This is a genomic window from Streptomyces sp. NPDC002754 (assembly GCF_053592315.1).
Map to the genome: position 1 here is coordinate 23,045 of NZ_JBSFVM010000034.1, position 22,559 is coordinate 45,603.

General features: G+C 69.6%; 20 protein-coding genes and 2 pseudogenes. 14 read left to right on the forward strand and 8 right to left on the reverse strand.

The window, feature by feature from the left end:
- Positions 1-36 precede the first annotated feature (36 nt).
- Positions 37-1,671: an MFS transporter gene (locus tag ACWD2L_RS35960; protein ID WP_351333263.1), complete on the reverse strand. Its 1,635-nt coding sequence runs from the start codon at positions 1,669-1,671 to the stop codon at positions 37-39.
- Positions 1,672-2,148: 477 nt separating this feature from the next.
- A pseudogene (locus ACWD2L_RS35965) lies at positions 2,149-2,340 on the reverse strand (transposase); the annotation flags it as partial.
- Positions 2,341-2,723: 383 nt separating this feature from the next.
- Here ACWD2L_RS35965 and ACWD2L_RS35970 point away from each other — a divergent pair.
- Positions 2,724-2,912 carry a hypothetical protein gene (locus ACWD2L_RS35970; RefSeq protein ID WP_351333265.1) on the forward strand — a complete coding sequence of 63 codons (189 nt, stop codon included), beginning with the start codon at positions 2,724-2,726 and terminating at the stop codon, positions 2,910-2,912.
- Between the two features lie 162 nt (positions 2,913-3,074).
- Here ACWD2L_RS35970 and ACWD2L_RS35975 read toward each other — a convergent pair whose 3' ends face one another.
- The 3 genes from ACWD2L_RS35975 to ACWD2L_RS35985 form a co-directional block, all read right to left on the reverse strand.
- Positions 3,075-3,542, reverse strand: a complete 468-nt coding sequence (locus ACWD2L_RS35975) for a hypothetical protein (RefSeq protein ID WP_351333267.1) — start codon at positions 3,540-3,542, stop codon at positions 3,075-3,077.
- A gap of 325 nt (positions 3,543-3,867) precedes the next feature.
- A complete protein-coding gene (locus ACWD2L_RS35980; RefSeq protein ID WP_351333270.1) occupies positions 3,868-4,827 on the reverse strand; it encodes a YhfZ family protein in 960 nt (319 codons plus the stop codon).
- Positions 4,828-4,902: 75 nt separating this feature from the next.
- A complete protein-coding gene (locus ACWD2L_RS35985) occupies positions 4,903-5,751 on the reverse strand; it encodes a class I fructose-bisphosphate aldolase (RefSeq protein ID WP_351333273.1) in 849 nt (282 codons plus the stop codon).
- Positions 5,752-5,907: 156 nt separating this feature from the next.
- On the opposite strand from ACWD2L_RS35985, the gene ACWD2L_RS35990 reads away from it, so the two are divergent.
- The 4 genes from ACWD2L_RS35990 (at position 5,908) to ACWD2L_RS36005 (ending at position 11,247) form a co-directional block, all read left to right on the forward strand.
- Positions 5,908-7,308 carry an FAD-binding oxidoreductase gene (locus ACWD2L_RS35990; RefSeq protein WP_451193203.1) on the forward strand — a complete coding sequence of 467 codons (1,401 nt, stop codon included), beginning with the start codon at positions 5,908-5,910 and terminating at the stop codon, positions 7,306-7,308.
- A 78-nt stretch (positions 7,309-7,386) separates the two neighbouring features.
- Positions 7,387-8,775: an FGGY family carbohydrate kinase gene (locus ACWD2L_RS35995; protein ID WP_351333278.1), complete on the forward strand. Its 1,389-nt coding sequence runs from the start codon at positions 7,387-7,389 to the stop codon at positions 8,773-8,775.
- The gene (locus ACWD2L_RS36000) at positions 8,772-9,740 is read left to right on the forward strand and encodes a 1-phosphofructokinase family hexose kinase (protein WP_351333281.1); all 969 of its coding nucleotides are present in this window, start codon (positions 8,772-8,774) and stop codon (positions 9,738-9,740) included. The genes ACWD2L_RS35995 and ACWD2L_RS36000 overlap by 4 nt, the downstream gene beginning before the upstream one ends.
- An 85-nt stretch (positions 9,741-9,825) precedes the next feature.
- The gene (locus tag ACWD2L_RS36005) at positions 9,826-11,247 is read left to right on the forward strand and encodes a sugar porter family MFS transporter (protein ID WP_351333284.1); all 1,422 of its coding nucleotides are present in this window, start codon (positions 9,826-9,828) and stop codon (positions 11,245-11,247) included.
- Between the two features lie 585 nt (positions 11,248-11,832).
- Here the strand turns inward: ACWD2L_RS36005 and ACWD2L_RS36010 are convergent.
- A pseudogene (locus ACWD2L_RS36010) lies at positions 11,833-12,035 on the reverse strand (integrase core domain-containing protein); the annotation flags it as partial.
- 322 nt (positions 12,036-12,357) lie between these two features.
- On the opposite strand from ACWD2L_RS36010, the gene ACWD2L_RS36015 reads away from it, so the two are divergent.
- From ACWD2L_RS36015 to ACWD2L_RS36050, 8 genes are all read left to right on the forward strand, one after another.
- Positions 12,358-13,197: a helix-turn-helix domain-containing protein gene (locus ACWD2L_RS36015; protein WP_351333287.1), complete on the forward strand. Its 840-nt coding sequence runs from the start codon at positions 12,358-12,360 to the stop codon at positions 13,195-13,197.
- Positions 13,198-13,295: 98 nt separating this feature from the next.
- On the forward strand, positions 13,296-14,276 hold the full coding sequence (locus ACWD2L_RS36020; RefSeq protein ID WP_351333290.1) for a helix-turn-helix transcriptional regulator: 981 nt from the start codon (positions 13,296-13,298) through the stop codon (positions 14,274-14,276).
- A gap of 173 nt (positions 14,277-14,449) precedes the next feature.
- Positions 14,450-15,478 carry a saccharopine dehydrogenase family protein gene (locus ACWD2L_RS36025; RefSeq protein WP_351333292.1) on the forward strand — a complete coding sequence of 343 codons (1,029 nt, stop codon included), beginning with the start codon at positions 14,450-14,452 and terminating at the stop codon, positions 15,476-15,478.
- Positions 15,479-15,649: 171 nt separating this feature from the next.
- The gene (locus ACWD2L_RS36030; protein WP_351333294.1) at positions 15,650-16,705 is read left to right on the forward strand and encodes an aldo/keto reductase; all 1,056 of its coding nucleotides are present in this window, start codon (positions 15,650-15,652) and stop codon (positions 16,703-16,705) included.
- Between the two features lie 40 nt (positions 16,706-16,745).
- On the forward strand, positions 16,746-16,979 hold the full coding sequence (locus ACWD2L_RS36035) for a hypothetical protein (protein WP_351333297.1): 234 nt from the start codon (positions 16,746-16,748) through the stop codon (positions 16,977-16,979).
- Between the two features lie 13 nt (positions 16,980-16,992).
- Positions 16,993-18,108, forward strand: coding sequence for a DNA alkylation repair protein (locus ACWD2L_RS36040; RefSeq protein WP_351333299.1), 1,116 nt, complete (start codon positions 16,993-16,995; stop codon positions 18,106-18,108).
- A gap of 116 nt (positions 18,109-18,224) precedes the next feature.
- Positions 18,225-18,635 carry a nucleoside triphosphate pyrophosphohydrolase family protein gene (locus tag ACWD2L_RS36045; protein ID WP_351333302.1) on the forward strand — a complete coding sequence of 137 codons (411 nt, stop codon included), beginning with the start codon at positions 18,225-18,227 and terminating at the stop codon, positions 18,633-18,635.
- Positions 18,636-18,732: 97 nt separating this feature from the next.
- Positions 18,733-19,113 carry a VOC family protein gene (locus ACWD2L_RS36050; RefSeq protein WP_351333305.1) on the forward strand — a complete coding sequence of 127 codons (381 nt, stop codon included), beginning with the start codon at positions 18,733-18,735 and terminating at the stop codon, positions 19,111-19,113.
- 203 nt (positions 19,114-19,316) lie between these two features.
- Here the strand turns inward: ACWD2L_RS36050 and ACWD2L_RS36055 are convergent, their stop codons facing one another.
- Positions 19,317-19,928, reverse strand: coding sequence for a TetR/AcrR family transcriptional regulator (locus ACWD2L_RS36055; protein ID WP_351333308.1), 612 nt, complete (start codon positions 19,926-19,928; stop codon positions 19,317-19,319).
- 241 nt (positions 19,929-20,169) lie between these two features.
- Here ACWD2L_RS36055 and ACWD2L_RS36060 point away from each other — a divergent pair, with 241 nt between their 5' ends.
- On the forward strand, positions 20,170-20,646 hold the full coding sequence (locus ACWD2L_RS36060) for a nuclear transport factor 2 family protein (protein ID WP_351333311.1): 477 nt from the start codon (positions 20,170-20,172) through the stop codon (positions 20,644-20,646).
- A 670-nt stretch (positions 20,647-21,316) separates the two neighbouring features.
- On the opposite strand, the gene ACWD2L_RS36065 is transcribed toward ACWD2L_RS36060, so the two are convergent.
- On the reverse strand, positions 21,317-22,381 hold the full coding sequence (locus ACWD2L_RS36065; RefSeq protein WP_351333314.1) for a LacI family DNA-binding transcriptional regulator: 1,065 nt from the start codon (positions 22,379-22,381) through the stop codon (positions 21,317-21,319).
- Positions 22,382-22,559: the final 178 nt, after the last annotated feature.

Genomic DNA, 22,559 nt, shown 5'->3' on the forward strand with positions numbered 1-22,559 from the left:
TAGGAGTCGGAAGCCCGAACCGGCCGGGAAGGGCTGCTACTTCGCTGCGAGTTCGGGGGCGTCGCCCCGACCGGTGGCGGAGGGCTCGGCCGGGGACCGAGTGGGGGTGCGGTGGGGGCGGACGCCGATCATGCCGACGGCGGTAAGGACCGCGGCCAGGGCGGCCGCGGTGCCGCAGATGAGGAAGGCGGTGCTGAAGCCGCTGCCCAGCGCGTCGAGGGCGAGGCCGTGCGCTGCCGACCCCGGAGCGCCGTGCGGCAGGCTGTTCACGGCGATGGGTCCCCCCTCCGCGGCGATCCCGCGCGCGGCTCCCAGCTGCTCCGCCGGCAGGTCCGCGACGTTCAGTTTCGACGCGAACGCCGTTCCCGCGTTGCTGAGGGCGACCGAGGTGACGACGACCGGGCCGAGCGCGAAGCCCAGATCGCGGAGCATGTTGGTCGTGGCGCTCGCCATGCCCGCCAGCCGCGGGGGCACGCTGTCCAGCGCCACGGCCGTCACCGAACTCACGCACAGAGCGAAGCCGACACCGATCAGCAGTGCGGGCGCGACGAACGGGGTCAGGCCGAGGTCGGTGATATCGAGCCGGGTGCACAGGAGGCAGCCGACGGCCATCAGGACGAAGCCCGAGGTCAGCAGCCAGGTCGGGGCGACCCGGTGCAACAGCCGGGAGACGACCGGTATGAGGACGAACGCGGGCCCTTGCAGTAGCAGGAACGGGATGGCGACGCGAAGCGGGTCCTGGTGCTGCACCGGTCCGAGCCACATGGCCGTCGCGAAGCATGCGCCGAGAAAGGCGAGCATGCCGATGACCGCGACGACGGACGCCACCGTGAAGGCCCGGTTCCGGAACAGGGTCAGGTCGAAGATCGGGGACTTGGCGCCCAGTTCGACCAGGACGAAGCCTGCGAGGAAGCAGAGCCCGAGGACGGCGGACATGATGACAGGGAGGGTTGCCCACCCCGACTCGGGTCCCTCGACGGCCGCGTACAGCACCAGGATGAGGCCGATGGCGAAGGTGATCTGGCCCGGTATGTCGAGCTCGCGGCCCTCGGGCGATCGGGACTCGGAGGTCAGCGCAAGCGTGAGCGCGATGCTCAGCACGGCGACCGCGACGAGCACCCAGAAGGAGCCACGCCAGGAGCCGACCTTGGCGAACGCCCCGCCGAGGAAGGGCGAGACGGCGGCGCCCGCGGAGAGGAACCCGCTCCACAGAGCGACGGCGTGAGCGCGTTCCCGGGCGTTGCGGGTGACCGACACGAGCATGGTGAGCGAGCCGGGGAACAAGGCGCCGGCGCCGAGACCGTTCAGCGCGGCACCGATCCAGAGGACCTGCACGTTGGGCGCGACCGCGGCCACGGTACTGCCGATGGCAACGAGGCCCGCTCCCGCGGAGATCAGCTTCTTGCGGCCGAACAGGTCGCCGAGCACGCCGAAGGTGAATTCGAAGCAGACCACCGCGACCATGAAAGCCGCGGTGATCCAGGTCAGTTGGGAGCCGTGGGTGTTCAGGTCCTCCTGGAAGAGTCCGAGGAGGGACACCGGCAGTGCGTTGGCTACCTGCGCCACGAACACCGCACAGCAGGTGGCAGCCAGCGTCCCCGCGTAGCCCGCCTTCCGGGCCGCCCCCGCTGTGGGGCTGTGGGACGTCGTCGTCCCGTTGTTGCCAGTCATTACTTCTCCCTGACTGTGAAGGTGAAGTGCCCCGCCGTCGGGCGGGGCCGCTTCGGCCGACTGCCGAAGCGAGGAGAGCGTGAGAGTTGCGGTCGCTCACCGTTCTCGCCGGGACCCGGGCGCGCCGACGGGCTTCTCGTCGAGCGCTGCGGGCCTGTCCTGGAGGGGCAGGTGTGGCGAGCCGCTGTCGTACTCGAGGTGGAGGGGCACGGCAGGAGTCAGGCGCGGTGTCGTGGAGAATGGCATCTCGCTTTACGTCGCGTCAATAAAATGTTCGCTGTTTAAGCAAAATGTTCACAGCGTAAGGGTCGGGCTGCTTCGGCGGGGCGACACCTGTTCCGGCGGCGGTGCCGGCAGGGGCTCAGTGCGTCGCGGCCAGGTCCGCCGCCGGCGCGCGTGCCGCGACGCGCAGGGCGACGCCCAGGGCGGCGATCGGCGACCGGAGGCCGCGGGGGTCGTAACGCACGCTGGGCATCGCCCGAGCTCGGTCGTCACCTTCTTCGCACGCCGTCCGTTGCGGTAGTTCTCCCGGCCGCCCTCGGCCCGCTCGCCGGGCTCGTGGCCCGGGTGGGCGGTCAACTCATCTTCGAGCGCGGACTCCAGCACCCGCTTGGTCAGCTGCTGCAGCAGCCCGCCCTCGCCGGTCAGGCTCACCCCGTCGGCCTTCGCCTCGGTGCCACCTGTCACGTCAGTCATCAACTGTCGCTGCCTACACGGGAGTTACACCACTCACCGTACGGACCCCGGGCAGAGGGAGGAGCGAGACGCCGACGCACGGGAAGGCGGCGGCATCATTCTTGCGGAAACCGGCGGCACCCCCTACAGGAGGGCCGACGAGGCAGGAGCCGTGGTCCGAGGCGCCAAGACCTGTCAGGGCATGAACGCCTGGCACGTCGAGGACGAGGGGCAGCGCATCAGTCTGCGAGTCTTGCGAGACCGAGTCGTGGCCTCCGGAGCCTTGTGGCCGCACGCCGTCGCTCGGGCATTGTCTGAGGCTCTCCAGGCCTGAGACGATCGGTAAGACCGTAGGGCTGGACGCGGAGGGGAAGAACATGATTGTTCTGGTGCTGCTATGCATCTTGGCGCTCACCGTCGGTGGGTGTGCATGTGTGGTGTGGGCGGCGCGCGGCGGACCCCGCTGGGTCCGCGGCGTAGCGACAGCAACTCTCGCCGCGGGCGAGCTGGTGCGTCACTCCCAGAAGGACCGACGCCGGAGCTCCACCAGCGGCGGCGGTGACTAGGAACGGTCAAGGTCAACTGGCAACCTGTCAGGATCACCTGTCAGAGGTCAGCTGTGGGGTGGGCCACGTTGGTTGAGGACGAAGAGCACAACTCCCACCGCCCGCACCATGGCATCGCTTGCGTGGTTTCCGGCAAGGCCGGCGTCAGATCGTTCGGGGTGGTCAGGGCAGCAGCCGCGGTCGACGATCCCAAAGCCATTCCGGGGAACGCCGGGCGAACGCCTGCAGGAAGTCGCCAAGAATACCTGCTCCGGGCCCGCTCGCTTCCTTCACTGTGCAAGTCAGGAACCGGCTGTCGAGCTGCCCCGATACCTCGATGATTTCCATCGGGGGGGCGCCCTCGATTTCCTGCAGGCCCTCTTCCGGGGCGGCACGCATGTCGAGTGCGAAAAGGTAGTCATCAATGCGGAGTTGGCGCTCCGAGGCCCACCCCGATTCCAGCACGTTCACCAGCCCCTCCCGCTCCATCAGCATGTTTTCAATGGACTGAGTCGGAGTGGTCATTTTCTCGGCCGCTGCAGGACTCACCCGGCTGCGCTCAACGTTAAGGCGCTGACGGTCACGCGCGGCCACGCGTGAAAGGTCGGTGGCGGTCAGGCGGGTAAGTGCCCGAGGGGTCAGCGGGAACATCGAACGATCGCCTGAAGGGAATGCCGTCACTGTCTACTCTCACTGAAGGGTCAGGATCCATCCCAGGCGCCGTTGAGGCTGTTGCCTCGCGTGAAGAAACTGCAGGCCAGAGCCGAAATGGTAATTCCGGGCGGGACACCGTGGGACGGCGCCGTACCGCGCGCCACCTGCGCTGCCGCTGCGTCCGCCGCCGCGCCGTTCCTGCCGACGGCAGCCGGTCTGCAGCGCTGACACCAGCGGCCGAGCGGTCGGACGACGGCCTCCGTCGCTGTCGTGAAGCGGCATCGACCACGGCCGGCGGGCCGTATGTACCCGTCTGACGGAGCTACTGGGCTGCGTCGAGCCGGATGGGCGGATGGGGCACGGCGGCAGTGAAGTTGTCAGAAGGGCGAGGCGCCGCGATTTCGGGGGCCGCGCGCTCCAGGAGGATCCCGGGCAGGTTGTCCTCGGTGGAGACGAGGACCGCGGCGGAGATGGCCGCGGCCAGCTGGAGCGCCTCGGGGGTGGAGAGCGGCGTCGTGCCCAGCCCGGCCGCCTCCAGCGGGATCAGGGTGTCCACGGTGTGCCACACGCCGGTGTCGATCGTGCCGAGCAGTACGGCCCGAGGCACCTGGGTGAAGTCGGTCTCCACGTACTGCACGCCGTTCGGCGGGAATTGGGCCTCGGTGAGTCGACGGTGGTCGTCGGAAGCCGGGTCGAGGGCCACGCGCAGGGGACCGGTGCGGTGGCCTGCCGTGCTGTCCGTGCGGGAGACCGTGACCAGGGTGCCTGGAGCGTAGTAGGTGCACTCGCCAAGACTGATTGAGCGATGCCCCTGCGTACTGCCGGGCCGGAGCAGGTCATCGGCGGCGCCCGCCGATACGAGGGCGAGGTCGGCCTCTTGGCGGCCCAGCGCCGCCAACCGGCCTTCCGCGCCCCGCTGATGGCCGATGGTGGTGAGGATGCCCGAGTCGGCGAAGACTCGTGCCACCGCCCGGGCGACATGGGTCGCTTCGAGGGGCGCGTTCGGCGGCAGGAGCAGGTGCACGGGGGCGAGGCGGGCCGCCGACCACAGCTTGCCGGTGTCCAGGGCGGTGACGAAGGTGCCCTGGTGTCCCCGGGCCACCAATGCGAGGGCGTGTTCGTCGCGCAGGGTGCGTAGTGCCTTTTGCACGGTCCCGGAGCCCACGCCCAAGGTGTCTTGGTAGTGCGTGGTGGTGGGGAGCCGGCCGCCGGTGCCGACGCGTAGCGCGTCACGGGCGATGGCTGCCGTCGGATCACCGGCTGTGCTGGGGGTCACTGTCATCAGGTCTGCGTGTGCTCTCGCGTATTCCGGTTCCCGCGGCCCGAGTTGACGGGCCACGGGACGGTTGATGGTGGGTCAGCCGAGGAACTTCCCGGCCGCGTCGGCGGACATCCCATCATGGACGACCGCCGCAAGCCCGGACAACACAGCCTCGGGGCTGGGCGCGCGGAACACCCGCCGTCCGAACATCACGCCCCCGCCGCCGGCTCCCACCGCGTCGGCGGCCAGGCGCAGGGTGTCCTCGGGGTCCTCGCCACCCTTGCCGCCGGCGAGGAGCACAGGCGCATAGGTGCTGGAAGTGACTTCCTGCCAGGCCTCGGCCGATCCGGGCCACAGTGCCTTGACGAGGTCGGCGCCGATGTCTGCGGAGATACGGCAGTAGGCGCTCATCACCTTGGCGCTGAGCGCGTCCGGGTCGTCGCCCTCCAGGGCCGAGCGCGGTTCGATGATGACACCGAGGCCGAGGCGTTCGCAGTCGCGCACGATCCGGGCGTTGCGCTCGATCTCCGCTCGCTCCAAGCGGCTGTCGCGCTGGCCGAGGTAGAGGTACGTCATCACCGCGTCGATGCCGGCCGCGGCGACCGACTCCAGGTCGGAGAGCTGGGCGAGCACGCCCTCGCTGCGGCCGTCGGCGCCCGGGGTGTAGACGCCGCGGGCGTGGCTCTTCCAGTCCAGGTGCAGGACGAGGCCCGGCCGGTCGCGCCCGATGAAGGTCGACTCCACGTGCGGCACCATGCCCGGCGTCACCATGATCGCGTCGGCGCCGCGCATCCGGGCGAAGACGGCGCGGATCTCGTCGAGAGTGCGCAGTCCTTCGGTGGGGCCGCTGTTGACGCTGTGCGAGGCGGCCACCACGACGGCCCGTCCGCTCTCGGGGCGCACCAGCCGTCCGAGCCTGATCTTCTTGCCGGTCCGTGCGTCCATGGTGACTCGCTTCCTTGAATATGCAGCTTGCGGAGAATTGCATTTTGAGCCTAGGATCCGGAACGGCGGCTGTCAATCGAGCCGCTCCGGCCCACCGGCGGTGCCGAGACCGACCCGCCCTCAACGAACGCCGGTTCCCGCAACCCAGGAGCTCTCATGGCAGACCTGTCCACGACTCTGGCCACGCTGACCAGCGTGCTGGGGCCGGAGGCCGTCCGCACCGACGACACGTCCCTCGCCTCCTCCAGTCACGACTCCTGGCCCCTGTCGACCAAGCTCGCCAGGCTGGAGCGGCACGAGCACCGCGGTGACGTGGTGGTCCGTCCCGCCGACGAGGGGCAGATCCGCGCCGTGCTGGCCACCGCGGCACAGCACGACGTTCCCGTCACCGCGCGCGGCCTCGGCTCGTCCGTCACCGGCCAGCCGCTGCCCGTGCGAGGCGGCATCGTCCTCGACCTCTCGGCGCTTCCGGTCTCGCACGAGCTGGACGAGGAAGACCTGGTCGTCACCGCCTCGGCGAGCTGCAACGGCGGCGAGCTGGAGGACGCGCTCCAGGCTCGCGGCTACACCCTCGGTCACTCCCCGCAGTCCCTGTACCGCTCCAGCGTCGGCGGCTGGCTCGCGACACTCGCGACCGGCCAGTTCTCCTCGTACTACGGCGGCATCGAAGACCTGGTGACCGGCTACACCGTCATCCTCGCCACCGGTGAAACACTGCGCCTGACGGCGTCGCCGCGCGCGGCCATGGGCCCGGACCTGCGCCGTCTCTTCCTCGGATCCGAAGGGACGCTGGGCGTGATCACTTCCGTCACCCTCAAGGTGTTCCCGCTGCCCGAGACCCGTCTTCTGGAGACGTACACCCTGCCCTCGGTGGAGGCCGGCGTCGCGGTGATGCGCGCCCAGGCGGCCGCCGGACTGCGCCCGTTCCTGCTGCGCCTGTACGACCCCGTGGAGGCGCGCCACGCACTGCAGGACGAGACCGTCGACACCGCCGTGATGTTCGCCGGGACGCAAGGGCCGAACGATGTCGCCCGCGCCGAACTCGACGCCCTGGGCCGCATCGCCGCCGAGTACGGCGGTACCCCCACCGGACCCGAAGGGGCCCAGAAGTGGATGGGACGCCGCTTCGACTTCTCCTCCGTGGAGACGCTGCTGGACCAGGAGGGCGGATTCGCCGAGACCATCGAGGTCGCCCACACCTGGCGCGGCATCCTGCCCCTGTACCACGCGCTGGCCGAGGCGCTGGCCCCGCTCGCCGACGAGGTCCTGGGCCACTTCTCCCACGTGTACACCCAGGGCACCTCCCTGTACCTCATCCTGCGCGGCCACGCGGAATCCGACAGCGCCGCGGTGGAGCGGCTCCGTGAGATCTGGGCGACGGCGATGCACGTGGCCCTCGAGCACGGCGCCGAACTCTCGCACCACCACGGCGGGGGACTTGCACGCTCCCCGTACACCCGGCAGTCCCTCGGCGCGAGCCACCTCCTGCTGCGCCGGCTCAAGAACACCCTCGACCCGGATGGCGTCCTCAACCCCGGCAAGCTCGGACTGAACTGACGCCGTATCCGCTCTTCCCACCCCGCCGCCGCTACACCGGCGGGCCCGCACCCCGACGCGTGAGGAGGCCCGGAAACAATGTGGTTTCTCGGCATCGACATCGGCACCACCCACCTCAAGACGGTCGGCGTCACGGACGAGGGAGCCGTCCTGCCCGCGGGCCGCATCCGTACCCCCACCGTCACCCGTGACGGGCTCACCTTCCACGATGCCGAGGAGGTGTGGACCCGCACCCGAGAACTCGTCACCCGATACGCGGCCACCACCGCACACCCCCACGGAGCGCTCGCCGGGGTGTGCGTCGCCAGCTTCGGACAAGAAGAGGCCGTGCCGGTGGACACGCGTGGGCAGGCGCTCCATCCGTCTCTGGCGTGGTGGCAGAATCCGCCGCGGACCGCTCTGACACCGGACACCGCCGAACTCCTCGACTCCTACGAGCACTACACGGCGACCGGCATGCGCCACCGCCCCGCCCAGACTCCCGAACGCACTGCACACCTGCGGGCCGAACAACCGGAGGTATGGCGCTCCACGGCCCGCTGGGTGGACTTCGGCAGCCTTGCCGTGCACCGGATGACCGGTCGCTGGACATCGGCCGCCGCCCAGCTCACGCACAGCCAGTGCTTCGACCTGGTCACACTGGAGCCACTGCCCGACGTCATGCACCGCCTGGGCCTCACTCCGACGATGTTCCCCGAGCCGCTGCCGGTGGGGGCCATCGCCGGCGCCCTGCGACCCGACGTACTACCCGGAGTGACACTTGCGGGCGAGGTCCCCGTTGTCATCGGCGGCCACGACCAGGTCGTCGCCGCCCACGGTGTGCACCGCGACAGCGGGGCCCGCGTACTGGACTCGATCGGCACCTCGGAGTACCTGATGGTCGCCTCCGACAGCTACGCGCCCGAGCGCCGCGCCTGGGATCTCGGCATCGACCACAGCCGCTCCTGGTCGGCCCAGGGGTACCTCCTGGGCAGCGCCACTCCGACCGGCAAGCTGGTCCAGCTGCTCGCCGACCTGTTCTACGACGGCGACTTCGACGCCCTCTTCGTCGCCCTGGCCACCCAACCCCCGGGTCCCGACACCGCGTTGCACGTCGACCTCGCCGGCCCGGACACCTCGGACGAGGGCCTGCTCAGCATTTCCGGGCTCGCTCCCGGTCTGCGCGCCGCCGATCTCGTCCGCCACGCCCTGGACCGGGTCGCCGACCACACCCACACCGTCCTGGGCGAGATGTGCGCCCTGGCCGGCATCCAGCCGGACACCGTGGCGCTCGCCGGATCACTGTGGCGCCGCCCTGAGATGGCCGCCCACCGTCAGGCGCGGTGGGGCATCGACCTGGACGTGCGCACGGTGCCCGAGCCGGTGGCGGAGTCCGCCGCACGCATCGCCCTGGACGCCGTACTGCCCGGCGCGGCAGGCGCACCACCCCTGAACTCCGCCGAGAACAAGGAAGTCGGCCCGCAGTGAACACCGTCATCGCCATCGCCTCCGTCAACCCCGCGATCGAACGGCTCCTCGTCGTCGACCGCAACCAGCCCGGCAGCGTGCACCGCCTCGCCCGGAGCGAGACTCTCGCCGGCGGCAAAGGGGTCAACGTGGCACGGGTCCTCGCGAGCCTCGCCACCGACCCGCCGGTCACTCCCGCCGCGCACCCGACGCCGCACCTGTTCGGATTCGCGGGCGGACCCACCGGACAGCTGCTGCGCGACCTCCTCGACACCGAGGAACTCGCCGCCGGCCTCGTCACCACCCGCGGCGCCACCCGGGTCAACGAGGTCCTCGTCGACCTCGCCGACCCGGAGGGCGCGACGGTGTACAACGCCACGGGCGCGGAGATCGACCAGGGTGAACTCGCGGCCCTGGAGGCGGTGTTCGTACGGGCAGCCAACGACGCCGCGGCGCTGGTCTGCACCGGCAGCCTGCCCCCAGGCGCCCCGTACGACCTGTACGCACAGTGGACCGCGAAAGCACCTGGACACGTACTGACTGTCCTCGACGCCCATGGCCCGGCCCTCGCCGCCGGGATCCGCGCCTGCCCGGACGTCGTGAAGGTCAACGCCGAGGAACTCGCCGCCGTGTCCGACGCAGGCAGCTCGGCGCTCGCCGCCGCTCGAATCTGGCGGGACCGTGGCACCGGATGCGTCATCGTCACCGACGGACCGCGCCCCACGCTGGCACTCACCCCCGACGGTACGTACGAGGTGACCGCCCCCGACGTCCCGACCCGCAGCGCGGTGGGTTCCGGCGACGCGTTCTGCGCCGGGCTCGTGCACAGCCTGCTCACCGCCGCCGACCGCGGCTGGGGACGTCATCTGCGCGTCGCCGCCGCCTGCGGTGCCTCCAATGCGGCCTCACTCACCGCGGGACTGTCCAGCGACCATCCCGTCCGCTCCCTCTACGACCGGGTCACCGTCCGCCGCATCGACGACTGACCTGCGCACGCGGCGAGCACCCACGCCACATGTGACACCGACAACCACCCCAGGGCCGTTGCGGCCCTCCAGGACGGAGGTCCTGATGGACAGTACATCCTCCCCGGCCGGCTCCACCACGGCTCGGGGCACCGGCTCCATCGACGGTCCCCGCCGCCGAAACGGGCGCGGACACATGGCCAACGTCGTCGTCATCACCATGGTCACCGCCGTCGGTGGATTCCTGTTCGGCTTCGACAACGGCGCCATCTCGGGCGCCACCGGCTTCATCCAGGACCGCTTCCACCTCACCCCCGGCGGCCTGGGCTGGGTGACATCCAGCATCGTCGTCGGCTGCGTCATCGGCGTGGTGATCGCAGGACGCCTCAGCGACGTGGTGGGCCGCAAGAAGGTCATGCTCGGCACGGCCCTCGTGTTCCTCGTCGGCGCCTGCGGCGAGGCACTCGCCCCGACCTCCGGATGGCTGGTGTTCTTCCGCATCCTGGTCGGCATCGGGATCGGCACCGAGACAACAGTGGCCCCGCTCTACATCGCCGAGGTCGCCCCCGCCGCCGTCCGCGGACGCCTCGTCTCGTTCAACCAGTTCTTCAACACCATCGGCAACCTGGTGGTCTTCGCCGTCAGCGCGGTCATCGCGCACGTCAACAGCGAAGCGTGGAACATCGATCAGGGATGGCGCTGGATATTCGCCCTCGGAGTGATCCCCGCGGTCGCCTTCTTCCTGATGCTCTTCCTGGTGCCCGAAAGTCCGCGCTGGCTGGCCCGAAAGGGCCGCAGTGACGAGGCGTTGACCGTCCTGGAACACGTCAACGCCACGCCGGAGGACGCCCGTTCGGAACTGACCGCCATCGAGGGCGCACTCTCCCAGGAACACGCCGGACTGCGCGAGCTGCTGGCACCGGCACTGCGCCGCATGCTCGTCGTCGGGGTCGGCGTGGCACTCTTCCAGCAGATCACCGGCATCAACGCGATCTTCTACTACGCCCCCGAGGTGTTCCGCACCGCCGGCTTCGGCTCCGACGGCGCCATGATGAGTACCGTCCTGATCGGCGTCGTCCTGGTCGTGGCGACCCTGGTGTCCATGCGCCTCATCGACCGGGTGGGCCGCCGCGCACTGCTGCTGGTCGGCTCCACCGCGATGACGGTGCTGCTCGCCGGTACCGGGATGGTCTTCCGTGCCGCCCACCCGAACGCCGCCCTGCTTCTCGTTCTGATCCTCGCCTACGTGGGGTTCTTCGCGGTCTCCTTCGGCACCGTCGCCTACGTGATCATCTCGGAGATCTTTCCCACCCGGGTCCGCGGCGTCGCCGCCTCCGTGGCGACCTTCGCGCTCTGGGGCGGCAACTACCTGGTCTCGCAGTTCTTCCCCGTCCTCGTCGACGGTATCGGGGCCTCCGGAACCTTCTTCCTCTTCGCCGGCATCTGCCTGCTCGCCCTGGTCTTCACGGCGACGCTCGTCCCCGAGACGCGAGGCCGGAGCCTCGAGGACTTGGCGCCCACCGGGTGACCAGCAACAGCTCGCAGAGCGCGGGGCCTTGGACGACTGGTGCCGTCCCCGCCCGAAGGCTCAGGAGCAGCTACGTCGGGCAGCGGTGGCAACGCGCCGAGGTCGAGTGGGATCCCCGCGAGCACGGCCGCCGAGCTGTGTCCCGGCTCCCGGTTGCAGGGTCTCGGCGGCGGGCGGCAGGTGCCACCAGCCCCACGGCCCGACCTCGGTCACCGCTCCACCGAGTGGACCCAGGAGGACGGACGTGTCCAGGCGCATGGTCTCGCCTGGATCCAACTCGGCGTAGGGTCCGAAAACTTCGCACTCCGCGATGCGCTGCGTCGGCTGCAGCTCGCCCAGGGGATACCCCAGCCTGGGGTGATCCATCCGGATGCTGCGGGGAACCCGGTCTTGCCGACAACGTCCTGGGCCGGTACATGCGCCAGGCGGGGCCCGTGCCGCTCGACCTTAGGGTTGCCGGTTCCGGCCACCAGCTGCGTCGCCGTCGGCCCGGAGCCGTCGAGGCCGACCACCTGCCCCACGGTTTGGGTTCCAGCTATGGTGGCTAACTGGAGGCGTGGGTGGTGTCGTTCTCGGAGAGTGGTTCTACTCGACCGGCGTGCGGTAACGCAGTGCTGAGTGGCGCCGCTGTCGGTTGTGGCAGACCTCGATGTACTCGAAGACCCCGTTCGCCAACTCGTCCCGGGCTTCGACCGCTTGCGGTTCAACAGCTCGATCTGCATCGAGGACCAGAACGACTCCATCATCGCGTTGTCCAGACCGTCTCCGACCGCACCAATTGATGGCAAGGGTGCGAACTCAGCGGGGTAGGCACGGGGCATGTCCGGCGGGCGGTCCAGGCCCACCGGACCTGGTTCCGGCAGACGGTCCTGAACCTCGCGACCGCTGCGGGCTGCACCGACAGCGAGCACACCACCGCGGTGCTGATCCTCCTGCGGGACGGTGCGATGGCTGGGGGAGACCTGGATGATCCGCAATCGGTGCGTGAGCACTGATGCGGACTGTCTCCGCCCTCCTTGAGGACGGGCGCAAAGCCCGGTAGTGGGGGCGGTGTCCGCCGCTCCGGTCCCTACGTCACCCTTCCGTTCGCCCCAACCGGCAGGTCGGAAAATGCGGCAGCCGTGGAACGAACTCAGTGCCTTCCTGCGCGCGAACCGCGCCCGCACCGAACCGACCGACGTGGGTCTGCTCGCCGGTGGTGGCAGCCGAAGAGTCAAGGGCCTGCGGCGGGAAGAGGTGGCTGTGCTCGCCGGCGTGAGCGTCGACCACTACGCGCGCCTGGAACAGGGGCGCGAGCGCCACCCCTCACCGCAGGTGGTCGACGCGGTGGGGCGGGTGATGCGCCTGACGCCGGACGCAGGGACCCATCTCTTCCGGCTGGCGGGCCTTCACCCCGCGCTCACCTCGGCCGGGGGCCGTGACCTGGCCCATCCTTCTCTGCTGAACCTGCTGGACGCCTTTCCCGCAGCCGCCGCCTATGTGCTGAGCCCCGCCTTCGACGTACTCGCGAAGAACGCCGTCGCCACCGCACTTCTCGCACCCTTCGAGGGCACCTCGAACACGGTCCGGGTGCTGTTCCAGCATCCTCGTGCACGAGAGGTCTTCGTCGAGTGGCCCGTCGTGGCGCGCGCCACGGTGCACGCGCTGCGGCTGCACGCGGGCCGGTTCCCCGACGACCCCGGCATCAGCGGTCTCGTGGCGGAAATGTCGCAGGAATCACCGGACTTCCGCGGGGTGTGGCAGGAGAACGAGGTCGAGAGCATGCCCCGGGCGTACAAGGTCTTCGTGCTGCCCGGCGCCGGCCGTATCGAGCTGACGTACCAGACCTTCGACGTCCACGACGCTCCAGGACAGCAGCTCCTGGTCGGCGTTCCCGAGCCCGGCAGCGCGAGCGCCGCGGCGGTCGCGTCCCTCGTGGCGCCCGCCGAGCGTGGCGCGACCATCGCGTGATGTCCTGCCGGCGCCGCGACCGCGGTGTGCGAGAGCTCCGCGCCAGCTCCGACCCACGCGGGGCCGCCCCGCTCACGGCTTCCGGATAGGTTCGTTCCATGATCACCACCTCCGCTCGGCTGCTTCGGTTGGTGTCCTTGTTGTCCAGCAGGCCCACCTGGTCCAATGCGGAGCTGGCGCGACAGCTGGACGTCACCGAGCGCACGGTGCGCCGGGACGTCGACAAGCTGCGTGAGCTCGGCTACGGCGTGGAGTCCGTACCGGGGCCGGGCGGCGGCTACCGCTTCGGCGCGGGCAACCGCATGCCGCCGCTGAACCTGGACGACGACGAGGTGTTCGCCGTAGCCGTGGCGCTCAGGGAAGCCGCACACGGAGCGGCACTGGGTGCCGACCCGGCAGCACTGTCGGCACTGCTGAAGCTGCGGCAGATCCTCCCCACCCGGATGGCGAGGCGGCTGGAGGGGCTCGATGCCACCGTCGAACACACCCCGCGCTGCGAGACCCCCCGGGCGTCCGCCGACGTGCTCCTGCTGCTGGCCTCCGTCTGCCGGGCCTCCGAGCGCACCACACTCACCTACCGCGACATGCATGGCACCACCACGGTCCGGTGCGTCGATCCGTACCGCCTGGTGTACACCGGCGTCCACTGGTACTTCGTGGCCCGCGACGTCGAACGGTCGGCCTGGCGGACGTTCCGTGCGGACCGGGTGGTGGAGGCCGAGTCCACCGGGGAGGTGGTCGAGGTGCCGGACACCCCGGACGCCGCGCAGTTGGTCTCCGACACCATCACCCGCACCGGATATCCCTTCTTCGCCCGCGTCCGGCTTCCGCTGTCCCACGACGACGCCCGGCGCTTGGTGGCACCCATCGTCGCCACCCATGAACCCGACGGGCCGAACGCGACGGTCATCAGCATCGGCGGGTCCGACCCCGACCAGCTCGCCGGTTACCTCCTGAGCCTGCGCACGCCGCTGGAGGTGCTGTCCCCCGCCTCCGTTCGCGAGGCGCTGCTCGCCCGGCTCGACGCTCTGTACCGAGGGAACGAAGCGGGCCGGCAGGGAGCCGACGAGCAGCCGTGACGAGCCGCTCGTGACGACCGGGAGGGTCACGCGGCGACCGGTGGGAGACCAGGACCGTATGTGTCCGGATCTGCTCCTAGCCTGGATGCGAGGCACACAGCACCGAGCGCGTCACCGCTCGGGACGGGCCTTTCCCGCAGTCCCACCTCATTGCCTGTTCATGGGAGCGCATCATGTCAGCCACCCCCCGCCTGCTGATTTACGGAGCCACCGGTTACACCGGGAAGCTCGTCGCCGAGCACGCCAAGGAGTCGGGCCTCGACGTCGTCGTGGCCGGCCGCAACCAGGAGCGCGTCAAGGCACTCGGTGAGGAACTTGGTGTCGACAGCCGGGCATTCACGGTCGATGACCCCGCACTCCTGCGAGACGCGCTCGACGGCATCACCGTGGTCCTGAACGTCGCCGGCCCCTTCCAGCGCACCGCGGGCCCGCTGATGGACGCCTGCATCGACAAGGGTGTGCACTACCTCGACACCACCGCCGAATACGACGTGTTCGCCACCGCGCGTTCCCGGCACGCCGAGGCCGCGGCCGCCGGCGTGATGGTCATGTCCGGCGCCGGCTGGGACGTCGTGCCCAGCGACTGCGTGGCCGCGCATGCCGCGGCACGCGTCGACGAGCCCATCGGTCTGCGCCTGGCGCTCAAGCTCCTCAGCGCGACCCCCGAGGAGTCGGAAGGCTTGAATCTCTTCTCCCGCGGGTCCATCGTCAGCGCCACCGAGGGCATCGGTGACCTGGGCGTGCTGGTCCGCAAGGACGGGGACATCGTCGCGCTGCCGGAGCCCAAGGCCGCTTCGTTCGACTTCGGTGACGACGGTCCGGAAGAGTGCGTATCCGTGTCCATGGGCGACCTGATCACCAGCCACTACGCCACGGGCATCCCCTCGATCGAGGTGTACGTGCAGGTCGGCCGGCCGCTCCCCATCGACCTGGACCTCTCGACGCTGCCCGACGGCCCTACCGCCCAGGAGAGGGAAGTCGGACGCAGCAAGGTCGTGGCCGAGGTCACCGGCCGGGACGGCAGCGTGGTCCGTTCCCTGATCGACACACCGACCGGCTACCGGTTCACCCAGCTTTCCTCCGTGGAGATCGCCCGCCGTGTGTTGGCCGGTTCCTTCACGCCTGGCTTCCAGTCGCCTTCCTCCGCCTACGGGCCCGAACTGGCTCTCGCCGTCGGCGACTCGCAGATCAAGGACCTGTAGGGGACACCCCGGGGCACGGACCTGCTTCACCGAATGGCCTGGGTGTGGCACACCCGCCCTCGCGCAACCTCCCTCTTCGGGGCCCTGTCGGCGAGTGTGGAGTCCACGCCCCACCGCGGACCATCGTCCGCATCCGTAGTTCTGAGACTGCGAGACCCAGAAGGAAACACCATGTCACTCACCTCGTACCGCACCCTCGGCCGCTCCGGGCTCCGCGTGAGCCCTCTGGCCTTCGGCGCCATGAACTTCGACGACGGCAGCTGGGGTTCCGGCCCAGAAACCTCGTTCGGGCTGCTGGACCATTACCTCGACGCCGGCGGCAACTTCGTGGACACCGCCAACATGTACAACAGCGGCGCTTCCGAAGAGACCCTGGGCCGCTACTTCGCCCAGCGTCCCGGCCGCCGTGACCGCGTCGTCCTGGCGACGAAGTTCGGCGGCAGCATGGCGGCCGACGATCCCAACTCCGGCGGTGCCGGCCGCAAGGCGATCCGCGCCCAACTGGACGCGTCTCTGCGCCGGTTGAACACCGACTACATCGACCTTTACTGGATGCACCAGTGGGACCGGCACACTCCCGTCGCGGAGACCCTGTCCACCCTCACCGATCTGGTCCGCGCGGGAAAGATCCACGCCATCGGCCTGTCCAACGCGCCCGCCTGGTGGGTCGCCGAGGCCGCCACCACCGCCCGGCTGCGGGAATGGGAGCCCGTCGCCGCACTCCAGGTGGAGTACTCCCTGCTCGCCCGCAGCGTCGAGGGCGAGACTTTCGGAGCCGCCCGCCGCTTCGGACTCGGCATCACACCATGGAGTCCGCTGGCCAGCGGGGTCCTGACCGGCAAGTACTCGCGCACCGCCACCCAGGTGGCCGGTTCAGGGCGCACCGCGTACGCCGCCTCCTACCTGAGCGAACCGACCTTCGTCCTCCTCGACGCCCTGCAGGAGATCGCCGACAGCCTCGGTACGACAGTGGCAGCGGTGGCGCTCGCCTGGGTGCGGCAGCGCTTCGAGGTGACGTCCACCCTGGTCGGCGCCCGGACACAGGAGCAGCTGGCCGCCAATCTCGCCTCGCTCGACGTCACGCTCACCGACGCGCAGATCACCGAACTGAACAGCCTCACGGCAGTCACCCTCGACTACCCCCACAGCATGATCGAGTCCATGGTCGGCTTCCAGCAGGGTGACACCACGGTCAACGGCCTGTCCGCCAAGGCGTTCGTCCGCTGACCGCCATCAACAGCACTGCGTGACGAGAACGGAACACATCATGGCCGAGACACTTGAGATCACCACGTTGCGCCCGGTCCCGGGCCTCTCCGCCGCCGACTTCGTAAAGGCGAACGCAGACATCGACGCCTACCTGAAGCGACAGTTCGGCTTCCTGTGGCGACGCATCGTCGAGACCGGCGACGGACGCATTATCGACTCTCACGTCCGCGCCACGATCGACCACGACAGCATGGACCGGCAGCTCACCACCGCGCTGCACCACGTCACATGACGGAGAGACCAGCATGCCGTTCGCCGACGAACTCATCAGCCGCCACACCGTGCAGAACCTCACGCACGCCATCCGGGCCGCCGCTCCGGACGCCACCCTCACGGCACTGCACGCGGCAGCACGGCAGATCGGCCCGCTGCCACTCAGACAGCGCGCCGACCTGCTGCGCGACGCACTGCTGACAGACCTACCGGGCGATTACGGCACACTCGCCCGGACAGTACGAACGGCCCGCGACAATGCACCTCAGTTCACCGGATGGTTGATCTGGCCGGTCACCAGCGCGCTCGCCACCCGCGCCGTCCAGGAAGGCGAGACCGCCCCCTTCGACGACGCCATGGCGCTCCTCGCCGACCTCACCGGGCGGCTCTCCTCCGAGTTCGCGATCAGGACACTGCTGCGACACGACCTCGACCGGGCACTCCGCGCCATCGCGGACGACTGGACGGGATCGGCGGACCCCGACGTGCGCAGGCTCGCCTCCGAAGGCACCCGTCCCTATCTGCCCTGGGCGGTACGTGTGCCACAGATCCTGGCCCGTCCCGGAGCGACCGTCCCCATCCTGGACGCCCTCTACCGGGACGAGAGCGCATACGTACGCCGCTCGGTCGCCAACCACCTCAACGACCTCAGCCGCGACCACCCCGAGCTCGTCGTCGACACGGCGCGCCGCTGGCTGGACAGTCCTGATGCCACCACGGAACGCCTGGTACGGCACGGGCTGCGCACGCTCATCAAGCGCGGCCACCTCGGGGCACTGGAACTGCTCGGCTTCGCTCCCGCCGTCCTGGACGTGGTCGGGCCCCGGCTGGACCGGGACATCGTCCCTCTTGGTGAGAGCGTCCAGCTCACCGCCTCGATCCGCAACGTAGGTGATACTGCGGCGCGGCTGACGATCGCCTACATCGTGCATCACCGCAAGGCCAACGGAAACCGGACCGGCAAGACCTTCAAACTGACCACCCGAACCCTCGAACCGGGCGCACAGATGGAGGTGATGCGGGAGCATTCGTTCCGGCCGATCACGACACGCCGCTACTACCCCGGGCGACATGCAATCTCCCTCCAGATCAACGGAGTCGAGTCCGAGCGGTCCGAATTCGAACTGGCTCCCACAGACACACCGTGACGTGCGGCACGGAGGGAAGCCGGGCGGTCTCCGGGCCCCTGTAGGCGATCACCGGCTACGTCCACCTGCCTTTAGCGTCGTCAATGACACCGACCATCTCCCCGGAGGGACACCTAGTGAACGAGACGCCGGAACGCGACGAAAAGGCCGGCCTCATCGAGGCCGATGAGAAAGCACTGCAGGTCCGAGCCCAGTACGAGCAGATCGAGCAGCGCGTACTGGGCCGGACCTGGACCCTGCCCGAGCTCGCGCTCGGCTTCACCAACGACGCGGCCTACGTCGGGCGCCTGGTGCTCGCCGCTGAGCGCACCTGGGGCATCGACGGTGACGTGGACGCCGAACTGCGGCACAAGCTGGCCGAGTGCCTGTGGTGGGTCTTCGTGCTCGCCGACCGGCTCGACGTCGACATGCCGGAAGCCTACGAGGCCACCATGGACCGCATCGGCGACGGCCTGCAGCGGACCCTGCAGAGCATGCCCGAGGGCCCGAACCCGGACTTTCCGACCGGTGAAGTGGGCACACAGTGAGCGCGGTGTCGCACCGATCACAGGCCGGCCCAGCCCGGCACCGCCGAACGGCAGGCATCACCGCGCGTGGCCTGCCCCGCCAGCAAGGAGTCCTCTGATGAGCACCCATACCGATACCGATCCTGCGATCCGCTATTTGGCCGTCACCTTTGACTGTCCCGACCCTGCCGAGCTGGCCCGCTTCTACGGTGAGGCACTCGGCCTGCCCGTCACTCTTTCCACCGACGGTTTCGTGCTGCTGGGCCGTGAAGGGGCACCCGGGCTGGGCTTCTACCGCGTCGAGGACTACCAGCCCCCCAGCTGGCCGGACTCCTCCGTACCGAAGCAGGCTCACCTCGAACTGGGCGTGGAGGACCTGGATGCCACCCAGGCCAGGCTCATCGCGCTGGGAGCCGTCGAAGCGGAGGTGCAACCGCTTCCCGAGCGCCGGCGAGTCATGCTGGACCCGGCGGGGCACCCTTTCTGCATCATTCTGTGAGGCCACGCTCTCGTTCCGCCGGCGCCTCAGCTGTGCTGACTGACGGGGATGTAGTGGGCGTAGGCCAGTCCCTTTTCTGATGGAAGCCGCGGGGGCGCCGACAGGGCAGGGGCGGGTCCGCTCCGACCGGACGACCAGGCGCCGCCCGGGGTTCAGGCGGGCGGCGGGCCGTCGTGGTTCACGAACGGCGCCGAGCCGTCGGCTCAGGTCGTCGGCGACTGCGGTGGCTGACGGATCCAGTCGGGGAGGAGGGCGTACAGACGGACAGCGATCTCTTCCGGGTCGCAGTCGGTGATGCCCCCGACGGCGGCAGAGAAGACTCCGTGCACGCCGGAGGCGGTAAACACGTCCTCGACGGAGTTGTGCGGGCCGGATTCCCGCTCGTCGGCGCCGAGGTCGCGCCGAAGAGCGCGGAGCTGCTCCAGGAGAAGGTCGCCGATCCCCATCAGTCCGCTCGGCGATTGCCAGGTCGAAGCCAGCAGGAAGAGGCCTCTGCGCTGCCTGAGGGAGTCGAGCATGGCGTTCAGCGTCGCCACTGCCACGGCGGTCGGGTCCGCGCCCATCCGCCGATCGCTGATGTTCAGGTCGTGAAGGGAGCGGAAATCGTCTGCGATCACGAATACTGCCGCCTCTTCGACGGAGTCGAAGTGGTTGTAGAAGGTGGCGCGGTGGATGCCGGCAGCTTCCGAGAGGGCGGAGACCGAGGGGCACGACTGTGTCCGCTGCATGAGGTCGGCAAGTGCATCGGCGATCGCCCGTCGCGAGCGCGTGAAGCGCGGGTCCGCGTCGTTTGCCGGGGGCTGATCACTCACCATGGGCGCACTTTACTTCGAGGGTGATCACAGCGCTGCACCCCCGGGTCGCTGGGGCAGTCGCCGAGAACCGGCCATCGGCAGGTACGCCAAGGGCGCGTCGCAGGCGCCGGCGAGGGAGGGGATTCACGTCGGACATGTCGCTCCTTCGGTCGGGTTCGTTCTCGACGCTACCGCTATTCGACACCTGTCGTTTAGCGGTCTACGGTTGATCGTGTATCGGCCCGCCAAGTAAGGAAGCACCATGTCGACAACAGGCAGCAGCACCTCCACCGCGGCAATCACGGACAAGTTCGCCGTGGTGGAGACCATCTACCGCTACGCAGCCGGCCTCGACCTGCGTGACAAGGAACTTCTCTCGTCCGCGTTCACAGACGATGCAGTAGCCGATTTCGGTCCGGCCACGAAGAAGGCCGGCCAGGAGTACCCGCCGGTGGAAGGCCGCGAGATCATCGCCGCAGCCCTGTTGGCCTCGCTCGGCCACCTGGACACCACGCACTCCGTGAGCAACCCGCGCGTCAGCCTGGACGGCGACAGGGCGAGCCTCGAGGCGATCGTGGCGTGCCAGCACCTGCCCCGAGAGGACCACTCACGCCACGTCCTCATGACCAACCGCTACGACGTCGAACTTGTCAGGAGCGGGGAGGTCTGGCTCATCCACCACGTCACCGTCGACAACGCCTGGACCCAGGGAGACCCCACCGTCCTCGCCGGAATCTAGGAACCTGCCTGGCGACGGACCGTCTTCGCATCGCTCTCGGTCAAAGCCGGCGCGCCCCAGCGCACAGCCGCCGGCGCGGTCCAGACCGCAGGCCGCGCATGGCGCTTCATCTCCCCGGCGTCCCGGTGCGGCCTCCGCACAGGACATCAGGCCTGCCTGGGTGCGGCGCCCCCCTTCGTGCAGCCTCCCTCTCGTGCGTCGCGTCCATGAGTGTGGAATTCACACCCCCCACAGGCATTGCCGCAATCCAGCGCGCCCACGACCTGGGTGTCACCTTCCTCGACACCCCCGAGTTCTACGGTTGGGGCACCGGCTCCAACGAGAAGCTGCTCGGTGGGGCCGTCAAGAACTTCCGCGAGGAGGGTCGTCCTGGCCACCAAGCTCGGCTTCGACATGTCGCTGCCCCCGAGGAGATCGGGGTCGCCCTCGACAGCCGCCCGGACAACATCCGCAAGGTCGCCGACACGTCGCCGGCCCCGAAACCGTCCGCAGGGCGCACGCCGTGCCGCCGATCTCACGCTGAGCAAAGCCGATGTGGCCGCAATCAACGAAATTCTGCCGCACGGCGGCTACGGCGCCCGCCACGGCGAGGACTACGTGCCCACCTGGGCCGCTGCACGATCGAGTGCCACCACGACCCCGAGACCGCGACGCTCACCGCCACCACCCGCTACGGACCCTGTGGGTGCCGCACGGCACCCTCGGTGCTCTCGCGCAGCACCAACCTGTGGGCCACCACCAGGTCCTGGGGGGAGCGGGCCGCGGCCGAGGAGGTCTCCGTGGGGGTGCGGTCGGTGGCCTCGTCCATTCGGCGGGCCAGTAGTTCGACGGCGATCCTGGCGATTGCGGCCTTGTCGGGAGCCACCGTACTCAGCGTCGGCGTGCTGAACCGTCCGCCCTCCACGTCGTCGAAGCCGATCACGGCGACGTCCTCGGGCACCCGCACCCCGTTTTCGTAGAGGGCTCGCAGCGCTCCCAGCGCCAGTTGGTCGTTGAGGCAGAGCAGTGCGTCCGGCTGGGCGCCCTCGCGAAGCGCCCGGGTCACCGCCTCGGCCCCGTCGGGCATCCGGAAGGAACGCACGGGCAGCAGTGCGGCCGGGTCGAGGGCGAGGCCGACCCCGGCGAGGGCGGCGCGGTAGCCGCGAGTGCGGGCTTCCGCGGTGCCGAGGCCCGCGTCGTCCCGGCCGCCGACGGCGAGAATCGTACGGCGCCCGAGACCGATGAGGTGCTCGGTCGCCTCCCGCGCGGCCTTCTCGTTGTCGATGGCGACGTGGTCCGCGCCCTCCTCCAGCAGCTCGCCGAGCAGCACGGTTGGTGGCGTGCCCGTGCGGTCCCGCAGGTCGTCGGCGGTCAGGGCGAGCGGGCTGAGGATGACTCCGTCGACGAAGGTGGAGTCGAAGCCCGTCAGGGCCGCCAGTTCGTGGTCGCGGTCCGCGCCGGTCTGGTGGATCAGCACGGTGAGGGAGCGCTGTTCGGCCTCGCGGATGACGTGCCAGGCGAGTTCGGCGAAGTAGGGGACGTCGAGTTCGGGGACGACCAGCGCGATGATGCCGGTGCGGCCCTTGCGCAGGTGGCGGCCGGCCAGGTTCACCTTGTAGCCGAGCTGGTCGATGGCCTCCTGGACCACTCGCCGGGTCCGCGCCGAGACATGGACGTAGTCGTTGATCACATTGGACACCGTCTTCTCGGACACCCCTGCGTGTCGTGCGACGTCCTTGATCTTCGGTCGTACCACCGGCCACCTCTCTGCCCCGCGTCGGCCCCGAGTCTAGATCGTGGCGGGCCGGGGCCCGCTGTGCGTCGCCCCTCCGTACCGGCTCCCTGCCGCGGACTCTTTACAGCCAATGTACATCGATGTAAAAACATGCCACCGCACCGCGTCAGCAGGTGCGCGCCCTGCCTGCCGGGCCCGG

Excerpts from the sequence above, each read along its gene's own strand:
- ACWD2L_RS36055 (WP_351333308.1), bottom strand. The coding sequence starts at position 19,928 with ATGGTGAGTGATCAGCCCCCGGCAAACGACGCGGACCCGCGCTTCACG.
- ACWD2L_RS36005 (WP_351333284.1), top strand. The coding sequence starts at position 9,826 with ATGGACAGTACATCCTCCCCGGCCGGCTCCACCACGGCTCGGGGCACC.
- ACWD2L_RS35975 (WP_351333267.1), bottom strand. The coding sequence starts at position 3,542 with ATGTTCCCGCTGACCCCTCGGGCACTTACCCGCCTGACCGCCACCGAC.
- ACWD2L_RS36020 (WP_351333290.1), top strand. The coding sequence starts at position 13,296 with ATGATCACCACCTCCGCTCGGCTGCTTCGGTTGGTGTCCTTGTTGTCC.
- ACWD2L_RS35995 (WP_351333278.1), top strand. The coding sequence starts at position 7,387 with ATGTGGTTTCTCGGCATCGACATCGGCACCACCCACCTCAAGACGGTC.
- ACWD2L_RS36015 (WP_351333287.1), top strand. The coding sequence starts at position 12,358 with ATGCGGCAGCCGTGGAACGAACTCAGTGCCTTCCTGCGCGCGAACCGC.
- ACWD2L_RS36040 (WP_351333299.1), top strand. The coding sequence starts at position 16,993 with ATGCCGTTCGCCGACGAACTCATCAGCCGCCACACCGTGCAGAACCTC.
- ACWD2L_RS35990 (WP_451193203.1), top strand. The coding sequence starts at position 5,908 with ATGGCAGACCTGTCCACGACTCTGGCCACGCTGACCAGCGTGCTGGGG.
- ACWD2L_RS35985 (WP_351333273.1), bottom strand. The coding sequence starts at position 5,751 with ATGGACGCACGGACCGGCAAGAAGATCAGGCTCGGACGGCTGGTGCGC.
- ACWD2L_RS36060 (WP_351333311.1), top strand. The coding sequence starts at position 20,170 with ATGTCGACAACAGGCAGCAGCACCTCCACCGCGGCAATCACGGACAAG.
- ACWD2L_RS35960 (WP_351333263.1), bottom strand. The coding sequence starts at position 1,671 with ATGACTGGCAACAACGGGACGACGACGTCCCACAGCCCCACAGCGGGG.
- ACWD2L_RS36050 (WP_351333305.1), top strand. The coding sequence starts at position 18,733 with ATGAGCACCCATACCGATACCGATCCTGCGATCCGCTATTTGGCCGTC.
- ACWD2L_RS36035 (WP_351333297.1), top strand. The coding sequence starts at position 16,746 with ATGGCCGAGACACTTGAGATCACCACGTTGCGCCCGGTCCCGGGCCTC.
- ACWD2L_RS36030 (WP_351333294.1), top strand. The coding sequence starts at position 15,650 with ATGTCACTCACCTCGTACCGCACCCTCGGCCGCTCCGGGCTCCGCGTG.
- ACWD2L_RS35970 (WP_351333265.1), top strand. The coding sequence starts at position 2,724 with ATGATTGTTCTGGTGCTGCTATGCATCTTGGCGCTCACCGTCGGTGGG.
- ACWD2L_RS35980 (WP_351333270.1), bottom strand. The coding sequence starts at position 4,827 with ATGACAGTGACCCCCAGCACAGCCGGTGATCCGACGGCAGCCATCGCC.
- ACWD2L_RS36025 (WP_351333292.1), top strand. The coding sequence starts at position 14,450 with ATGTCAGCCACCCCCCGCCTGCTGATTTACGGAGCCACCGGTTACACC.